This window comes from Nocardia sp. FBN12, from assembly GCF_054031145.1.
In genome coordinates, this window is the sequence record NZ_CM132926.1 from 1 (window position 1) to 15,904 (window position 15,904).

The 15,904-nt window shown below is 62.7% G+C and carries 8 protein-coding genes and 3 rRNA genes; 8 read left to right on the forward strand and 3 right to left on the reverse strand.

Annotated features, from left to right (window positions below):
* The first annotated feature begins 396 nt into the window (after positions 1-396).
* The 6 genes from ACWZHB_RS00005 to ACWZHB_RS00030 all read left to right on the forward strand — a co-directional run bounded on the left by ACWZHB_RS00005 (position 397) and on the right by ACWZHB_RS00030 (position 8,624).
* Positions 397-1,913, forward strand: a 16S ribosomal RNA gene (locus ACWZHB_RS00005).
* Positions 1,914-2,242: 329 nt separating this feature from the next.
* Positions 2,243-5,374, forward strand: a 23S ribosomal RNA gene (locus tag ACWZHB_RS00010).
* Between the two features lie 119 nt (positions 5,375-5,493).
* Positions 5,494-5,610 (forward strand): 5S ribosomal RNA (gene rrf, locus ACWZHB_RS00015).
* The 16S, 23S and 5S rRNA genes sit together here, the layout of an rRNA operon.
* A gap of 107 nt (positions 5,611-5,717) precedes the next feature.
* Positions 5,718-6,392 (forward strand): YdcF family protein, encoded by a 675-nt coding sequence (locus ACWZHB_RS00020; protein WP_427905872.1) that lies wholly within the window; start codon positions 5,718-5,720, stop codon positions 6,390-6,392.
* Positions 6,393-6,485: 93 nt separating this feature from the next.
* A complete protein-coding gene (locus ACWZHB_RS00025) occupies positions 6,486-7,295 on the forward strand; it encodes an SAM-dependent methyltransferase (RefSeq protein ID WP_427905873.1) in 810 nt (269 codons plus the stop codon).
* Between the two features lie 36 nt (positions 7,296-7,331).
* Positions 7,332-8,624, forward strand: coding sequence for a diguanylate cyclase domain-containing protein (locus ACWZHB_RS00030; RefSeq protein ID WP_427905874.1), 1,293 nt, complete (start codon positions 7,332-7,334; stop codon positions 8,622-8,624).
* 18 nt (positions 8,625-8,642) lie between these two features.
* On the opposite strand, the gene ACWZHB_RS00035 is transcribed toward ACWZHB_RS00030, so the two are convergent.
* Entirely contained in the window at positions 8,643-9,635 is a 993-nt protein-coding gene (locus ACWZHB_RS00035) for an acyl-ACP desaturase (protein ID WP_427905875.1), read from the reverse strand.
* 200 nt (positions 9,636-9,835) lie between these two features.
* On the opposite strand from ACWZHB_RS00035, the gene ACWZHB_RS00040 reads away from it, so the two are divergent.
* A complete protein-coding gene (locus ACWZHB_RS00040) occupies positions 9,836-11,083 on the forward strand; it encodes a KasA/KasB family beta-ketoacyl-ACP synthase (protein WP_427909039.1) in 1,248 nt (415 codons plus the stop codon).
* A gap of 57 nt (positions 11,084-11,140) precedes the next feature.
* Positions 11,141-13,021: a long-chain-fatty-acid--AMP ligase FadD32 gene (gene fadD32, locus ACWZHB_RS00045; protein ID WP_427909040.1), complete on the forward strand. Its 1,881-nt coding sequence runs from the start codon at positions 11,141-11,143 to the stop codon at positions 13,019-13,021.
* 82 nt (positions 13,022-13,103) lie between these two features.
* Here fadD32 and ACWZHB_RS00050 read toward each other — a convergent pair whose 3' ends face one another.
* Together ACWZHB_RS00050 and ACWZHB_RS00055 are read right to left on the reverse strand one after the other, a co-directional pair.
* Positions 13,104-14,567, reverse strand: coding sequence for an LCP family protein (locus ACWZHB_RS00050; RefSeq protein WP_427909041.1), 1,464 nt, complete (start codon positions 14,565-14,567; stop codon positions 13,104-13,106).
* Positions 14,568-14,692: 125 nt separating this feature from the next.
* Positions 14,693-15,901, reverse strand: a complete 1,209-nt coding sequence (locus tag ACWZHB_RS00055) for a L,D-transpeptidase (RefSeq protein WP_427905876.1) — start codon at positions 15,899-15,901, stop codon at positions 14,693-14,695.
* Between the last annotated feature and the right edge of the window lie 3 nt (positions 15,902-15,904).

Sequence of the window (15,904 nt, forward strand, 5' to 3'; positions counted from 1 at the left end):
AGTCAGAGCGACACGGACACCGACTCAGCCGCCCAGCGGCCGAGACACGAGGTAGGACGATGAGCGCCTGGCTGATCATGTGTTCAGACCGACTCGGTACGGATTTGCTTCCGACCGGTTGCCTGAGCTAAAGTACGAACCCTTGCCTCACCGAAACCCCTCCGAGAAGTTGTGGGTAGAAGTGTGTGCGTGTGTTCTTTGAGAACTCAATAGTGTGTCGATGAATGTCAGTGCCAATAATTATTATTGGTGCCAACTTCTCATGTACCCCCCGGTCATGAGAGTTGGACATTGAAAACAACAGCGAATCTTTTTTGCTGGTGTTTGGCTTTGCTAGGTTTTCGGACTCTAGTTAGATAATTTTGATTGCGCCCTTCGGGGTGTTTTCGAGAGTCTTCAACGGAGAGTTTGATCCTGGCTCAGGACGAACGCTGGCGGCGTGCTTAACACATGCAAGTCGAGCGGTAAGGCCCTTCGGGGTACACGAGCGGCGAACGGGTGAGTAACACGTGGGTGATCTGCCCTGTACTTCGGGATAAGCCTGGGAAACTGGGTCTAATACCGGATATGACCACCGATCGCATGGTCGGTGGTGGAAAGATTTATCGGTACAGGATGGGCCCGCGGCCTATCAGCTTGTTGGTGGGGTAACGGCCTACCAAGGCGACGACGGGTAGCCGACCTGAGAGGGTGACCGGCCACACTGGGACTGAGACACGGCCCAGACTCCTACGGGAGGCAGCAGTGGGGAATATTGCACAATGGGCGAAAGCCTGATGCAGCGACGCCGCGTGGGGGATGACGGCCTTCGGGTTGTAAACCCCTTTCGACAGGGACGAAGCGCAAGTGACGGTACCTGTAGAAGAAGCACCGGCCAACTACGTGCCAGCAGCCGCGGTAATACGTAGGGTGCGAGCGTTGTCCGGAATTACTGGGCGTAAAGAGCTTGTAGGCGGTCTGTCGCGTCTTCTGTGAAAACTTGGGGCTCAACCTTAAGCTTGCAGGGGATACGGGCAGACTAGAGTACTTCAGGGGAGACTGGAATTCCTGGTGTAGCGGTGAAATGCGCAGATATCAGGAGGAACACCGGTGGCGAAGGCGGGTCTCTGGGAAGTAACTGACGCTGAGAAGCGAAAGCATGGGTAGCAAACAGGATTAGATACCCTGGTAGTCCATGCCGTAAACGGTGGGTACTAGGTGTGGGTTTCCTTCCACGGGATCCGTGCCGTAGCTAACGCATTAAGTACCCCGCCTGGGGAGTACGGCCGCAAGGCTAAAACTCAAAGGAATTGACGGGGGCCCGCACAAGCGGCGGAGCATGTGGATTAATTCGATGCAACGCGAAGAACCTTACCTGGGTTTGACATACACCGGAAACCTGCAGAGATGTAGGCCCCCTTGTGGTCGGTGTACAGGTGGTGCATGGCTGTCGTCAGCTCGTGTCGTGAGATGTTGGGTTAAGTCCCGCAACGAGCGCAACCCTTATCTTATGTTGCCAGCGCGTAATGGCGGGGACTCGTGAGAGACTGCCGGGGTCAACTCGGAGGAAGGTGGGGACGACGTCAAGTCATCATGCCCCTTATGTCCAGGGCTTCACACATGCTACAATGGCCGGTACAGAGGGCTGCGATACCGCGAGGTGGAGCGAATCCCTTAAAGCCGGTCTCAGTTCGGATCGGGGTCTGCAACTCGACCCCGTGAAGTTGGAGTCGCTAGTAATCGCAGATCAGCAACGCTGCGGTGAATACGTTCCCGGGCCTTGTACACACCGCCCGTCACGTCATGAAAGTCGGTAACACCCGAAGCCGGTGGCCTAACCCTTGTGGAGGGAGCCGTCGAAGGTGGGATCGGCGATTGGGACGAAGTCGTAACAAGGTAGCCGTACCGGAAGGTGCGGCTGGATCACCTCCTTTCTAAGGAGCATCTGCATTTCTCGCCTCGTGTAGTCGAGGTTCGAGGATGCCAGAGCCGTTTCGGACTCATATGTAGTCCGGCGGTGCTCATGGGTGGAACACTGACAACTTTCATCGCATACGGTCGAAGCAATGTCTTCGACCGCGATGGGTATACCGACACACTATTGGGTCCTGAAAGAACACGCGAAAGTGTTTTTTCAAGGCAAAACATACGATCCGAGAGAGTTTTCCTCGAAACCGCCGGCCGTAAGGTTGGGTAGGTCTGGGTACGGAATTTTCGCGGGTGTGTTGTTTGAGAACTGCACAGTGGACGCGAGCATCTTTGTTAGTAAGTGTTTAAGAGCGTACGGTGGATGCCTTGGCACCAGGAGCCGATGAAGGACGTAGGAGGCTGCGATAAGCCTCGGGGAGCTGTCAACCGAGCTGAGATCCGAGGATTTCCGAATGGGGAAACCCAGCACGAGTGATGTCGTGTTACCCGCATCTGAATATATAGGGTGTGTGGAGGGAACGTGGGGAAGTGAAACATCTCAGTACCCACAGGAAGAGAAAACAACAGTGATTCCGTGAGTAGTGGCGAGCGAAAGCGGATGAGGCTAAACCGTGTACATGTGATACCCGGCAGGGGTTGTGTATGCGGTGTTGTGGGGTCTTCTTTCTTGATTCTGCCGGATCAAGCGGAAGTAAGAAACCAAGTTGTTAGTCGAAGTGGTCTGGAACGGCCTGTCGTAGAGGGTGATAATCCCGTAGACGAAAACATCTTGGCTTCCGTAGGAGATACCCGAGTAGCAGCGGGCCCGTGAAATCTGCTGTGAATCTGCCGGGACCACCCGGTAAGCCTGAATACTCCCTGGTGACCGATAGCGGACTAGTACCGTGAGGGAAAGGTGAAAAGTACCCCGGGAGGGGAGTGAAATAGTACCTGAAACCGTGCGCTTACAATCCGTCAAAGCCCTCGTACTTGTACGTGGGGTGATGGCGTGCCTTTTGAAGAATGAGCCTGCGAGTCATCGGTGTGTGGCGAGGTTAACCCGTTGAGGGGTAGCCGTAGCGAAAGCGAGTCTGAATAGGGCGAAATTTAGTCGCACATTATGGACCCGAAGCGGAGTGATCTACCCATGGCCAGGGTGAAGCGACGGTAAGACGTCGTGGAGGCCCGAACCCACTTAGGTTGAAAACTGAGGGGATGAGCTGTGGGTAGGGGTGAAAGGCCAATCAAACTCCGTGATAGCTGGTTCTCCCCGAAATGCATTTAGGTGCAGCGTCACGTGTTTCACATCGGAGGTAGAGCTACTGGATGGCCTAGGGGGCCTACAAGCTTACCGAAGTCAGCCAAACTCCGAATGCCGGTGTGTGAGAGCGTGGCAGTGAGACTGCGGGGGATAAGCTTCGTAGTCGAGAGGGAAACAGCCCAGATCGCCGGCTAAGGCCCCTAAGCGTGTACTAAGTGGAAAAGGATGTGGGGTCGCTTAGACAACCAGGAGGTTGGCTTAGAAGCAGCCACCCTTGAAAGAGTGCGTAATAGCTCACTGGTCAAGTGATCCTGCGCCGACAATGTAGCGGGGCTCAAGTACACCGCCGAAGCCGCGGCATTCACACAATAACCCGTCCTGCATTCGTGCAGGGCCAGGTGTGTGGATGGGTAGGGGAGCGTCCTGTGGCCGTGGAAGCAGCAGTGTGAACTAGCTGTGGAGGCCACGGGAGTGAGAATGCAGGCATGAGTAGCGAAAGACGAGTGAGAAACTCGTCCGCCGAATGACCAAGGGTTCCTGGGCCAGGTTAATCCGCCCAGGGTGAGTCGGGACCTAAGGCGAGGCCGACAGGCGTAGTCGATGGACAACGGGTTGATATTCCCGTACCCGTGTATCCGCGCCCAATGCTGAATCAGTTGTGCTAACTGTCCAAATGTTGTCTTATCGAGCCTTCGGGTGAGAGGGATGATTGCTGCACAGGACCCCGATTGTAGTAGGTAAGCGATGGGGTGACGCAGGAAGGTAGCTGGGCCAGGTGATGGAATACCTGGTGTAAGCGTGTAGGGCGTTGTGTAGGCAAATCCGCACAACATGTAGCCTGAGACGTGATGCGTACCCGTTGAGGGGAATTCAGTGATCCTATGCTGCCGAGAAAAGCCTCTAGCGAGCTGGTACACGGCCCGTACCCCAAACCGACACAGGTGGTCAGGTAGAGAATACTAAGGCGATCGAGAGAACTGTGGTTAAGGAACTCGGCAAAATGCCCCCGTAACTTCGGGAGAAGGGGGACCTGCCCTGGTGACGAGTCTTGCACTCAGAGCTGGGGAAGGTCGCAGAGACCAGAGAGAAGCGACTGTTTACTAAAAACACAGGTCCGTGCGAAGTCGTAAGACGATGTATACGGACTGACGCCTGCCCGGTGCCGGAAGGTTAAGAGGACCGGTTAGCGGACTTTGTCCGCGAAGCTGAGAATTTAAGCCCCGGTAAACGGCGGTGGTAACTATAACCATCCTAAGGTAGCGAAATTCCTTGTCGGGTAAGTTCCGACCTGCACGAATGGCGTAACGACTTCTCTGCTGTCTCAACCACAGACTCGGCGAAATTGCATTACGAGTAAAGATGCTCGTTACGCGCGGCAGGACGAAAAGACCCCGGGACCTTCACTATAGCTTGGTATTGGTGTTCGGTACGGTTTGTGTAGGATAGGTGGGAGACTGTGAAAGCGGCACGCTAGTGTTGTGGGAGTCGTCGTTGAAATACCACTCTGATCGTATTGGACTTCTAACCTCGGACCATGATCTGGTTCAGGGACAGTGCCTGGTGGGTAGTTTAACTGGGGCGGTTGCCTCCCAAAATGTAACGGAGGCGCCCAAAGGTTCCCTCAGCCTGGTTGGCAATCAGGTGTTGAGTGCAAGTGCACAAGGGAGCTTGACTGTGAGACTGACAGGTCGAGCAGGGACGAAAGTCGGGACTAGTGATCCGGCACCGGCAAGTGGAAGCGGTGTCGCTCAACGGATAAAAGGTACCCCGGGGATAACAGGCTGATCTTCCCCAAGAGTCCATATCGACGGGATGGTTTGGCACCTCGATGTCGGCTCGTCGCATCCTGGGGCTGGAGTAGGTCCCAAGGGTTGGGCTGTTCGCCCATTAAAGCGGCACGCGAGCTGGGTTTAGAACGTCGTGAGACAGTTCGGTCTCTATCCGCCGCGCGCGTAAGAAACTTGAGGAAGGCTGTCCCTAGTACGAGAGGACCGGGACGGACGAACCTCTGGTGTGCCAGTTGTTCCGCCAGGAGCACTGCTGGTTGGCTACGTTCGGAAGGGATAACCGCTGAAAGCATCTAAGCGGGAAGCCTGTTCCAAGATGAGGTTTCTCTCCCACTTGATGGGTTAAGGCCCCCTACAGACCATGGGGTTGATAGGCCAGAATTGGAAGCCAGGTAACTGGTGTAGGTGACTGGTACTAATAGGCCGAGGGCTTACTACAAAGGTGTTACGCGTCCACTGTGCGGTTTCTGAAACAACAGACACTGCAGCAAACCTGGTCATCGGGTCCCGTTCGGGGGGTCGGTGTTTCGGGGAGCGCTGTCGATAGTTTCATAGAGTTACGGTAGTTATAGCGGTGGGGAAACGCCCGGTCCCATTCCGAACCCGGAAGCTAAGGCCACCTGCGCCGATGGTACTGCACTCGACAGGGTGTGGGAGAGTAGGACACTGCCGGAACATCATTGCGAAAGGCCCTCAACCATTGGTTGGGGGCCTTTTTGCGTTCCCGAGCACCTGCCACACCGGGCCAGCAGTCCGAACCATCAACATTTCAGAAAACCTCCATGCCCGGGGTTCCGGTGCGCGACGATGATGCGACGTCGCTTCGGGAGGTCACCATGGACTGGCTCTGCACTCACCAGACACTGCGTCGTTACGCGACAGCGTTCGTGCTGCCTGCCGCACTGATCGCAGTAGTGGCGGCAACCGCCGCACCCGGCGCTGCGGCGCCCGCTCCCGACCCGCTGATCGGTGCGGTCGGCTCGGTCGCCGGCCTCGCCGGGATCGAGCTACCGGCCACCTACGGCCCCGAGACCGCGATCGTGGTGCTCGGGTACGGCCTGCTGCCGGACGGCACCATGCGGGCCGAACTCGGTAATCGCTTGCACGCGGCCCTGATTCAGGCCTACATGTCACCCGCTTCCCCGGTGATCGTGACCGGCGGCAACCCGCGCAACGGTGTCACCGAGGCGCAGGTGATGGCCGACTGGCTCAACATTCGCGGCGTCGCCAGGCACCGGCTGCATGCGGAGACCGAAGCGGGCTCCACCGTGCAGAACGCCGAGTTCTCGGCACGGATAATGGAAGCCCTCGGCGTTACCAAAGCAGTCCTCATCACCTCCGCCGACCACATGCGCCGAGCCCTGGACAATTTCCTCGCCGCGGGAATCCCGGTAGTCGCCACTATGACCCCGGACGTCGCCCCTCTCTGGGCCCAGCCCTACGGCGCGAACCGATAGTCGCGCCGATGTCGGTGATGCCGTTTACGATTCGGTGGCGTCACTGCGGGGTTGCGAGGGCGCTGTCGAAGTAATGGCGGATAGGGGAATGTGATGGACAGGCCGGTATGGGCGCCCGAGGGTGTCGATATTCAGTATCCGAGTCCGGCTCGGATGTATGACGCGCTGCTCGGTGGCTCGCATAATTTCGCGGTGGACCGTGAGGCCGCGGAGTACGCGATCAAACTGGTTCCCGATCTGCCGCGGCTCGCGCTGAGCAATCGGGCCTTCCTGCGCCGAGCGGTCCGCTTCATGCTCGATGCCGGGATCCGGCAGTTCCTCGACATCGGATCGGGCATTCCCACTGCGGGCAATGTGCACGAGATCGTCCACGAGCTGGACCCCGGGGCGCGGGTGCTCTACGTCGACATCGATCCGGTGGCGGTCGCGCATTCGCGGACCATCCTGCAGGGCATCGAGAAGGCAGGCGCGATCGAGGCCGATCTACGCAAGCCCGGCGACTTGTTCGCGGCGGTGCGCGAGACCGGGCTGATCGACTTCGACGAACCGGTGGGATTGCTGCTGATCGCGGTGCTGCATCTGGTGCACGACGACGAGGATCCGATCGGCAAGGTGGCCGCGCTGCGTGCGGCGGTCGCCCCCGGCAGTTTCATAGCCATTTCACATCTCACATCCGAGCTACGTCCCGAGGATGCCAGTAAACTGGGCGTGCAGTCGGTGAATCATGCCAAGGTCGGCATTCATTTCCGGTCCAAGGACGAGATCGTCGCACTGTTCGAGGGATGGGATTCGGTCGAGCCCGGCGTAGTCGAGCTGCCGCTGTGGCGGCCCGAGTCCGAGCGCGATCAGCACGAGAAGCCGGGCCGTTCGCTCGGTCTGGGCGGAGTCGCGATCAAGAAGTAGAGCCGCCTGCCATGGCGGTGGGATCGACGATGACAGGTGGATGAAGCAGTGGGGTCGTGGGAGTTGGGGCAGCGGTGGGCGGATGCCCTGGACGGTGTCGTAGCTCCTACGCTCAACCGCTCTCAGATCGACGAGATGCTGGCCGCCCTGTGTACCGGTCTGATCGACGCGGCGCGCGGTGGTGAAGACCCCGATATCGCCCGCCGCGCCGCTCGGATGCTGGTCGCGGCTAATTTTCGCGACCCGTCGGCGGTGAGCCGGTCGGTGCCGGTGCTGTGTTCGGATCTGGTCGAGGTCGCTGCCGACGGTCCCGCCGACCCAGCGCTGCCGCAGATCCGCGCGCGGGCCATCGGGCTGGCCGCCGATTTCGCCGCCGGCTTCACGGCGGCGTTACGTGCCGCCGCACTCGCCGAGCAGGAGGCCACGCTGGCCGCGGTGCTGGCCGCGGCCCAGGAGGCCGAAACCCGCCGAGCGCTGTCGGAAGTACGGTTCGAGGCGGTTTTCGACGGTGCGCTCGTCGGTATCGGCACTGTCGACATGACGGGTCAGGTGGTGAACTGCAATGCCACCATGGCCCAGATGCTCGGCCGGACCCCGGAGACGATGCCGGGCCGGACCGTCGCCGACATCCTCGGCCCACAGAACCTGAACTTCGCGTTCGAACAACTCCAGCGCATGGTCGCGGGTGAAACCGAGAGCTTCCGCACCGAGACCGAGCACCTGCACACCGACGGCAGGATCACCGCGATCGACCTGTCGATGTCGGCGGTGCGCGGCGCCGACGGCGGTATCGAATTCCTGATCGGCGTCGCGGTCGATGTCACCGAGCGTAAGCAGCTCGCCGACCGGCTGTGGCACGACGCCAACCATGACGCACTCACCGGTCTGCCGAACCGCCCGCACCTGTTCAACAAACTGGCCGACGCGCAACCCCCGATCGGGGTCTGCTACCTCGACCTCGACGGTTTCAAGGAGATCAACGACCTGTGGGGGCACACGATCGGAGACCGCGTGCTCCAGGTCGTGGCAGACCGGATGCGTGACGCGGTGCGTCCGGCCGACGCGGTCGCCGCCCGCATCGGCGGCGACGAGTTCCTCGTGCTTGTCGAAAACTGTTCCGGCGAAGCGCAATTGGCGACACTGGCCGATGAGCTGCTGTCCGCGCTCACCGAGCCGCTCGCGGCGAACGGGCACATGCTCGTTGTCGGAGCGAGCATCGGCACTGCCTTCTTCGAGCAATTGCCCGGTGCCGTAGACGAACTGGTGCACGCCGCCGACGCGGCGATGTATCGCAACAAGAACGACGCGCGCCGCGATCCGGCCCGGTAGCGGCCGGGCCGGAGTCGATCAGATCGATTGGGGCTCGCGCTTCGCCGCCCGCGCCAGTGAGCGATCGCGTTGCTCCTCGAAGCGCAGGACGTCCCCGCTCAGCCGGTCGAGGAACGCCGCGAGATCCTCGCGGGCACGCTCGCCACGGGGGCTGAAGTCGTTGCGCTCGAAGATGTCCCATTTGCGCAGCACCGGCATCAGAACCTCTTCGAGATGCTGGCGCAGATCGTAGATTCCGTGCTTGGCCATCAGCACACCGTTGCGTCGCCAGCCTGGCATGCCCGCGCCGGGCATCTGGAAGTTCTGCACGATGGTGTTGATCGCCTCGATGGTCTGGTCGGGGGCCAGGTCGAGCGAGGCGGCGCACAGGTTGCGGTAGAAGATCATGTGCAGGTTCTCGTCTGCGGCGATGCGGGCCAGCATCTTGTCGGCGACCGGGTCGTCGCAGACGCGACCGGTGTTGCGGTGGCTGACCCGGGTGGCCAGTTCCTGGAAGGTCACATAGGCGACGGAGAACAGGAATCCGGCACCGGTCGAGCTGTGGATGTCGAAGCCGGGCGCCTTGTCGTCGACGACGGCCATCGCCGAATATCCGTTGGTCATGTGGATCATTCGCGCCTGTTCGAGCGCGACCGGATCGACCCCACGGGTCACCACGAGGTAGTCGCGCAGCACGATGCCGTGCCGGTTCTCCTCGGCGGTCCAGCGGCCGACCCAGGTGCCCCACGCGCCGTCCTTGGAGAAGTTCTCCGCGATCTCGCGGTGGTAGGAGGGCAGGTTGTCCTCGGTGAGCAGGTTGGTGACCATCGCGGCCTTGGCCAGCTCGCTGAGTGCGGATTGTTCTGGGTCCCAATCGATTCCGCCCATCGCCGCGAAATTGCGGCCCTGGTCCCACGGCACATAATCATGCGGGTGCCAGTCCTTGGCCATCGCCAGATGGCGGTTCACATTGCTCGCGGCGATGGGTTCCAGCTCGATCAGTAGTTCCAGTTGGGTCAGGTTCCTGGCCACGCTCGTTGCCCTTTCCGGTTAGTGAAAAGCGAGAGTTGCGTCGGTCCGGTAGTGTTGCCCGTCGTCACAATAGACCCGGCGCACGGCGCCTGGAAACGACACGGTGCGCTCAGCACTGTTGAAGAATTTGGGCGCGTCGCGTCGAGTGCATATACGCTCCACCAGTTCAGCTCCATCAGCGGTTCCCGTTCAGTCGTGGCATAGCTAGAGAGAGTGAGCGAAAAATTATGACGGACATCGTGGTCACGAGCCTGGCGGCGACCACGTCGATCGCGGGCGACGTCGACTCGACCTGGAAGGGTCTGCTCAACGGCGAGAGCGGGATCGACGTCTTGGAGGATTCCTTCATCGACGACTTCGAACTGCCGGTGCGGATCGGCGGCCACCTCAAGGTGTCGCCCACCCTCTCGCTCACCCGCGAAGAGGCGCGCAAACTGTCCTACGTCGAGCAGATGGCCGTGGTCCTCGGCCGTGAGGTCTGGCGCAACGCGGGCAGCCCCGAAGTGGACCGCGACCGGCTCGGCGTCTCGATCGGTACCGGTCTCGGCGGCGCGGAATCGCTGATCTACGCCCGCGATCGCCTGCGCAACGGCGGCTACCGCAAGGTCTCGCCGCTGACCGTGCAGGCCATCATGCCCAACGGCCCCGCCGCCTGTGTCGGCATCGAATTGGGTGCGCGCGCCGGGGTTTCCACGCCGGTATCGGCCTGCTCGTCGGGCTCGGAGGCGATCGCCAACGCGTGGCGGATGATCATGATGGGCGATGCCGACATCGTGGTCACCGGCGGTGTCGAGGGCTCCATCCAGGCGGTGCCGATCGCGGCGTTCACGCAGATGCGGGCCATGAGCACCCGCAACCACGATCCCAAGGCCGCCTCGCGTCCCTTCGACGCCGACCGTGACGGGTTCGTCTTCGGCGAGGCAGGCGCGATGATGGTGATCGAGACCGAGGAGCACGCCAAGGCGCGTGGCGCGACGATTCACGCGCGACTGCTCGGGGCGGGCATCACCTCCGACGGATTCCACCTCGTCGCCCCGGATCCCGAGGGCACCGGCGCGGCACGGGCGATGACGCGGGCGATGGAGACCGGCGGGATCAGCCGCACCGACGTGACCCACATCAACGCCCACGCCACCGCGACGCCGATCGGCGACACCGCCGAGGCCAATGCGATCGGCAAGGCCATCGGCTCGCACGCTTCGGTGTACGCGCCGAAATCGGCACTCGGGCACTCGATCGGCGCGGTCGGTGCGCTCGAATCGGTGCTCACCGTGCTCAGCGTGCGCGACAGCGTCGTTCCGCCCACCCTGAATCTGGACAATCAGGACCCCGCGATCGATCTGGACGTGGTGTCGGGTCAGGCGCGGCGTGGTCGCATCGATTACGCGGTGAACAACTCCTTCGGTTTCGGCGGTCACAACGTGGCGATCTCGTTCGGGCGGTATTGACGATCCGCCCGGCAGTGGCGGGTTCTGGTCAATGTGCGTTGAAAAGGATTGGGAATGATCGGCGAGACTTTCGACGACTATGTAGACGAGCTGGGGACTATCCGGATTCCCGGCGATCAGACCTTGATCGACTTCGTCGACAAACACAGCGAGGCCAACGGGGACGACCTGGCCTACCGCTTCATCGACTATTCAACCGAGCGCGAGGGGGAATATCGGGAACTGACCTGGCGCGAATTCGGCGTGCGGTTGCGCGCGGTTGCCGCGCGGTTGCAGCAGGTGACCAAGCCCGGCGACCGGGTGGCGGTGTTGGCGCCGCAGGGTCTTGACTATGTCGTGGCGCTGTTCGCGGCGGTGTACGCGGGAAATGTGGCTGTGCCGCTGTTCGATCCGGAGGAGCAGGGCCACAGCGACCGGCTGCACGCCGTCCTCGGCGACTGCGAACCCGCCGCGGTGCTCACCGTCGGTAGCGCGGCGGCGGGGGTGCGCAACTTCTTCCGCGAACAACCGGCCGCGCAACGGCCCAGAATCATTGCGGTCGAGGCGATTCCCGATACCGTCGGCACGCGCTGGCGCAGGCCCGATATCAATATCGACAGCGTGGCGTACCTGCAATACACCTCGGGGTCCACCAGGGTGCCCGCCGGTGTCGAGATCACCCACCGCTCGGTGGGAACGAATCTGCTGCAGATGATCGACGCCATCGGGATCACCGAGAACGCACGCGGAGTCACCTGGCTGCCACTGTTCCACGACATGGGGCTGCTCACGGTGATCCTGCCGACCATCGGCGGCAAGTTCATCACCATCATGTCGCCGAGCGCGTTCGTGCGCAGGCCCGCGCGCTGGATCAAGGAGCTGGCCGCCCAGGCCGATGGTGCCGAAATCTACTCGGCGGCACCGAACTTCGCCTTCGAGCACGCGGCGATGCGCGGGTTGCCCAAGGGGAACGAGAGCCTCGACCTGTCGAACGTGATCGGTCTGATCAATGGCAGTGAGCCGGTGTCGGTGGCCTCGATGCGCAAGTTCAACGAGGCGTTCGCGCCGTACGGGCTGTCCAAGACCGCGATCAAGCCGTGCTACGGGATGGCCGAGGCGACGCTGTTCGTGTCGGCGACCAAGCGCGACGACGAGGCGCGGGTGGTCTATGTCGATCGCGGGCAGTTGAACGAGGGCCGGATGGTGGAGTGCGACGAGCACGCCGCGAACGCGGTGGCACAGGTGTCGTGCGGGCACGTCGCGCGGTCGCAGTGGGCGGTGATCGTCGATCCAGGCACCGGGGTGGAGCGCCGCGACGGCGAGGTCGGCGAGATCTGGTTGCACGGTGACAATATGGGCATCGGGTATTGGGGACGGCCGGAGGAGACCGCGGAGACCTTCCACAACCGGGTGGTCGCGCGCATGTCGGTCGGTAGTCGCGCCGAGGGGGCGCCCGACGACGCCAAGTGGATGCGCACCGGCGATTACGGTGCTTATCACGACGGCGAGTTGTTCATCACCGGTCGGGTGAAGGATCTGGTGATCGTCGACGGGCGCAATCATTACCCGCAGGATCTCGAATACTCGGCGCAGGAAGCCAGTACCGCCCTGCGGCCCGGGTTCATCGCGGCCTTCTCCGTGCAGGCGGGACAGTTGCCCGCGCCGGTGCTCGAGACCGGGAGTGGGTCCGACCCGGCGGCGGAGCAATTGGTGGTCGTCGCCGAAAGGGGCACGGGCGCCGCGAAACTGGAGCCGGGGCCGATCACGGATACGGTGCGGGCGGCCATCGCACGCAGGCACGGGGTGATGGTGCGGGATCTGTTGCTGGTGCACGCGGGATCGATTCCGCGGACGTCGAGCGGGAAGATCGCCCGGCGGGCCTGTAAGGCGGCGTATCTGGACGGGACGCTGCGCGGTGGGTACCGGCAGCAGGCGTATCCGGACGCACCGGAGGAGTGAGAAGCGGTCGGCCACCGGGTAATTCCGGTGGCCGGCCGGATACTGTCGCGCTCAGTGGGCGGCCGCCGGAGCACGGGGCGGCTCAGTTGACGCAGGGGATGGTGTCACCGATGTTGGTGGACAGGGGTTTTCCCGCATCGGGCAATGGCATCGAACCGGACGTCGTGGGTTTCGGTGGTGTGGTCGTCGATGTCGCCGGGCTCAGCTCGCTGGGCATGGTGAAGTCCGCGCCGAGCGCGATTCGCACCCGCCCGTCCTCGATCGACGGGGATGCGGAAACCGGCAGTCCACCGAGGAGTTCCGCCAGGGCGCCCGCGTCGTCGGCGGCGCCGAGGCCGTAGGTGATGGACGAGTACTGCCCGTCGCTCGAATCACCGTTGCCGATCAGGCCCGCAGCGTAACCGCGGCTCTCCAGTGCCGCCGAGAGCACCGCCGCCTGACCCTTCGCGGCGCCGACATTGTGCACATCGACCACGCTCGTCGGAACGGGGGCCGCCGCGCTGGTTTTCGGCACCTCCTGGCCGAAAGCCGCCCGCACCTCCCGTTTGATCGCCGCCGGATCGACGATGTTCACGTCCTGACCATCGATCACGTCGTAGCGCACCACCGGCAGCGTGCGGAATTCCACCGGCACCGAGCCCGCGGAGCCGAGGTCACGGGCGAAGTCGAACAGGTTCCAGCCGTCGGAGAGCACCACATCGCGATGGGCCACATCCATCAGCGCCGCGAGTTGGCTCAGGTTGGTCAGCGTCCCGGAATCCTTGAGCGACTTGGCAACCGAGGTGAGGAACGCCTGCTGGCGATGGGTGCGGTCGAGGTCGCCGTTCAGTAGGCCGTGACGTTGACGGACGAACGCGAGGGCTTGCGAACCGTCGAGATGCTGCCTGCCCGCGGGGAAGACCGCGCCGGAGAACTCACTGTCGTCGACGGCGTGGTTGAGGCACACGTCGACCCCGCCGACCGCGGTGGCCAGGTCGTAGAAGCCCGCGAGCGAGATCTCGGCGAAGCGGTCGATCGGCACCCCGACGAGATTGCGGACGGTGGTGACGATGGACGCGCGTCCGGCCTCGCGGCCGCGTCGCTCCAGGACAACCGGGTCCTTCTCGCCCTGCTCGATCAACTTCGCCTGCACCGCAGCCTTTTTCAGCCCGTACGCCTCTTTGATCTTGACCTGCTGGTAGCCGGGAATCCCCGTCACCGGCACGTAGTCGTCGCGCGGGATCGAGAAGGCGACGACCTTGCTCGCGTCGGCCGGAATATGCAGCAGGATCAGTGAATTCGCGTTGTAGCCGCCCTCGGAGCCGTCACCGGCGTGGAGCTGGTCGAGCACCTGTTTCGGCAGGTCGTTGCCGTTGAGGTCTTTGCGGGTGTCCAAGCCGATCAGCAGGATATTGACCGCGCCGCCACCGGAACGTGGGGCGTCCTCACCGAGCGCGGTGGAATGGGTGAAGCCGGAGTCGAAGTCCTGCTTGGCCGACCAGGCCAGACCGGTGCCCGCGAGGACGGCCAGCGCAGTGGTCGCGACCAGCGTGCGCGCCAGGATCATCCCGACTCGGCGAGCGCGGCCGCGCCGCGGAGCGCGGTGGTCGGTGACCTGCCTGCCCACGCGCTCCGGCCCCCGCCGTCTGTGCTCCCCGCGCGCCGTGCCCGCGGGAAAGTCGTTGTCCCCGTTCACCGCAGTGCGCTACCTGCCTGCCACTGTTCCCACGGCACACTCCAGTCGCCGTTCTGCCACACCTCGAGCGGGGCGCCGCCGGTATTCCTGATCTCGACCACGTCGCCGGGTTGGGAGAAATTGTAGAACCAGCGGGCGTTCTCGCCGCTGAGATTGAGGCAGCCGTGTGAGACGTTGGTGTTTCCCTGCGCCCAGATTGTGTCGTCGAGTTGGTGTAGGTAGATGCCGTCGGTGCTGATCTTCGTCGCCCAGCCGATGGTCTCCTTGTAGCCGAGCCGGGAGTTCACCGGCAAGCCGTAGGTGGACGAATCCATCACCACCGGATTGGCCTTCTCCATCACGGTGTAGATCCCGGGCTGGGTCCAGAAGGTGATGGTCTTGCCCGCGACGGTCTGACTGCCGCCCATACCGAGCGAGGTGGGCATGGTCCTGACCAGGGTGCCGTTCTCGTACACCCGCACCTGCTTGTCGTTGTCGTCGACGATCGAAACGTGCGAGTCGCCGATGGTGAAACCGGTCTCGGTGTCCTCTTGGCCGTAGAGGCCGCCGCCCAGATCCTTGCCGTAGATGTCGGCGGTGAGCGTCACCTTCGTGCCAGGTGTGTAGTAGTTCTGGGGGCGCCAGTGGGCATTGCGGTTGTCGACCCAATACCAGGAACCGGTGACGGGCGGATCGGTGCTGACCGACAGATACTTTTCGGCGGTCGCGCGATCGGGGACGTCCTCGTCGAAATGCGCGACTACGACCGTGCCGACGCCGAAGGTGTCCGAGGAGGAGAGCGGCATGCCGCCGGTGGTGCGGAAGGAGACCTCGGTCTGATTGTTGGGTGTCAGGGTGGAGAACGACGAGGTGATCGGACCGACCTTGCCGGTGACGGTGACCGCCTCGGCGGTGACGGTGTAGGTGCGCCCGTACCCCAGCGGCACTGACGGCTTCCACGCCGACTGGTCCGGGGTGAGGATGCCGTCGACGGTGCCGCCGTCCTCGTTGGTCATCGTGACCGCGGTGAGCTGCCCGTCACTGGTGCTGACGCGAACTGGTCCGAGCGGATCGATCTCGGTCGCGCCGTCCTCCGGGGCGACCGAGATCGTCGGTGCCGGGCGGTCCGCGGATTCGGTGTCCGACTCGGTGGGCGAGCCGCCACAGCCCGCGACCAGCACCAGGAGCGTGGCGGCGAGGCCTGCTCGGAAACGTCGTCCTGACATGCG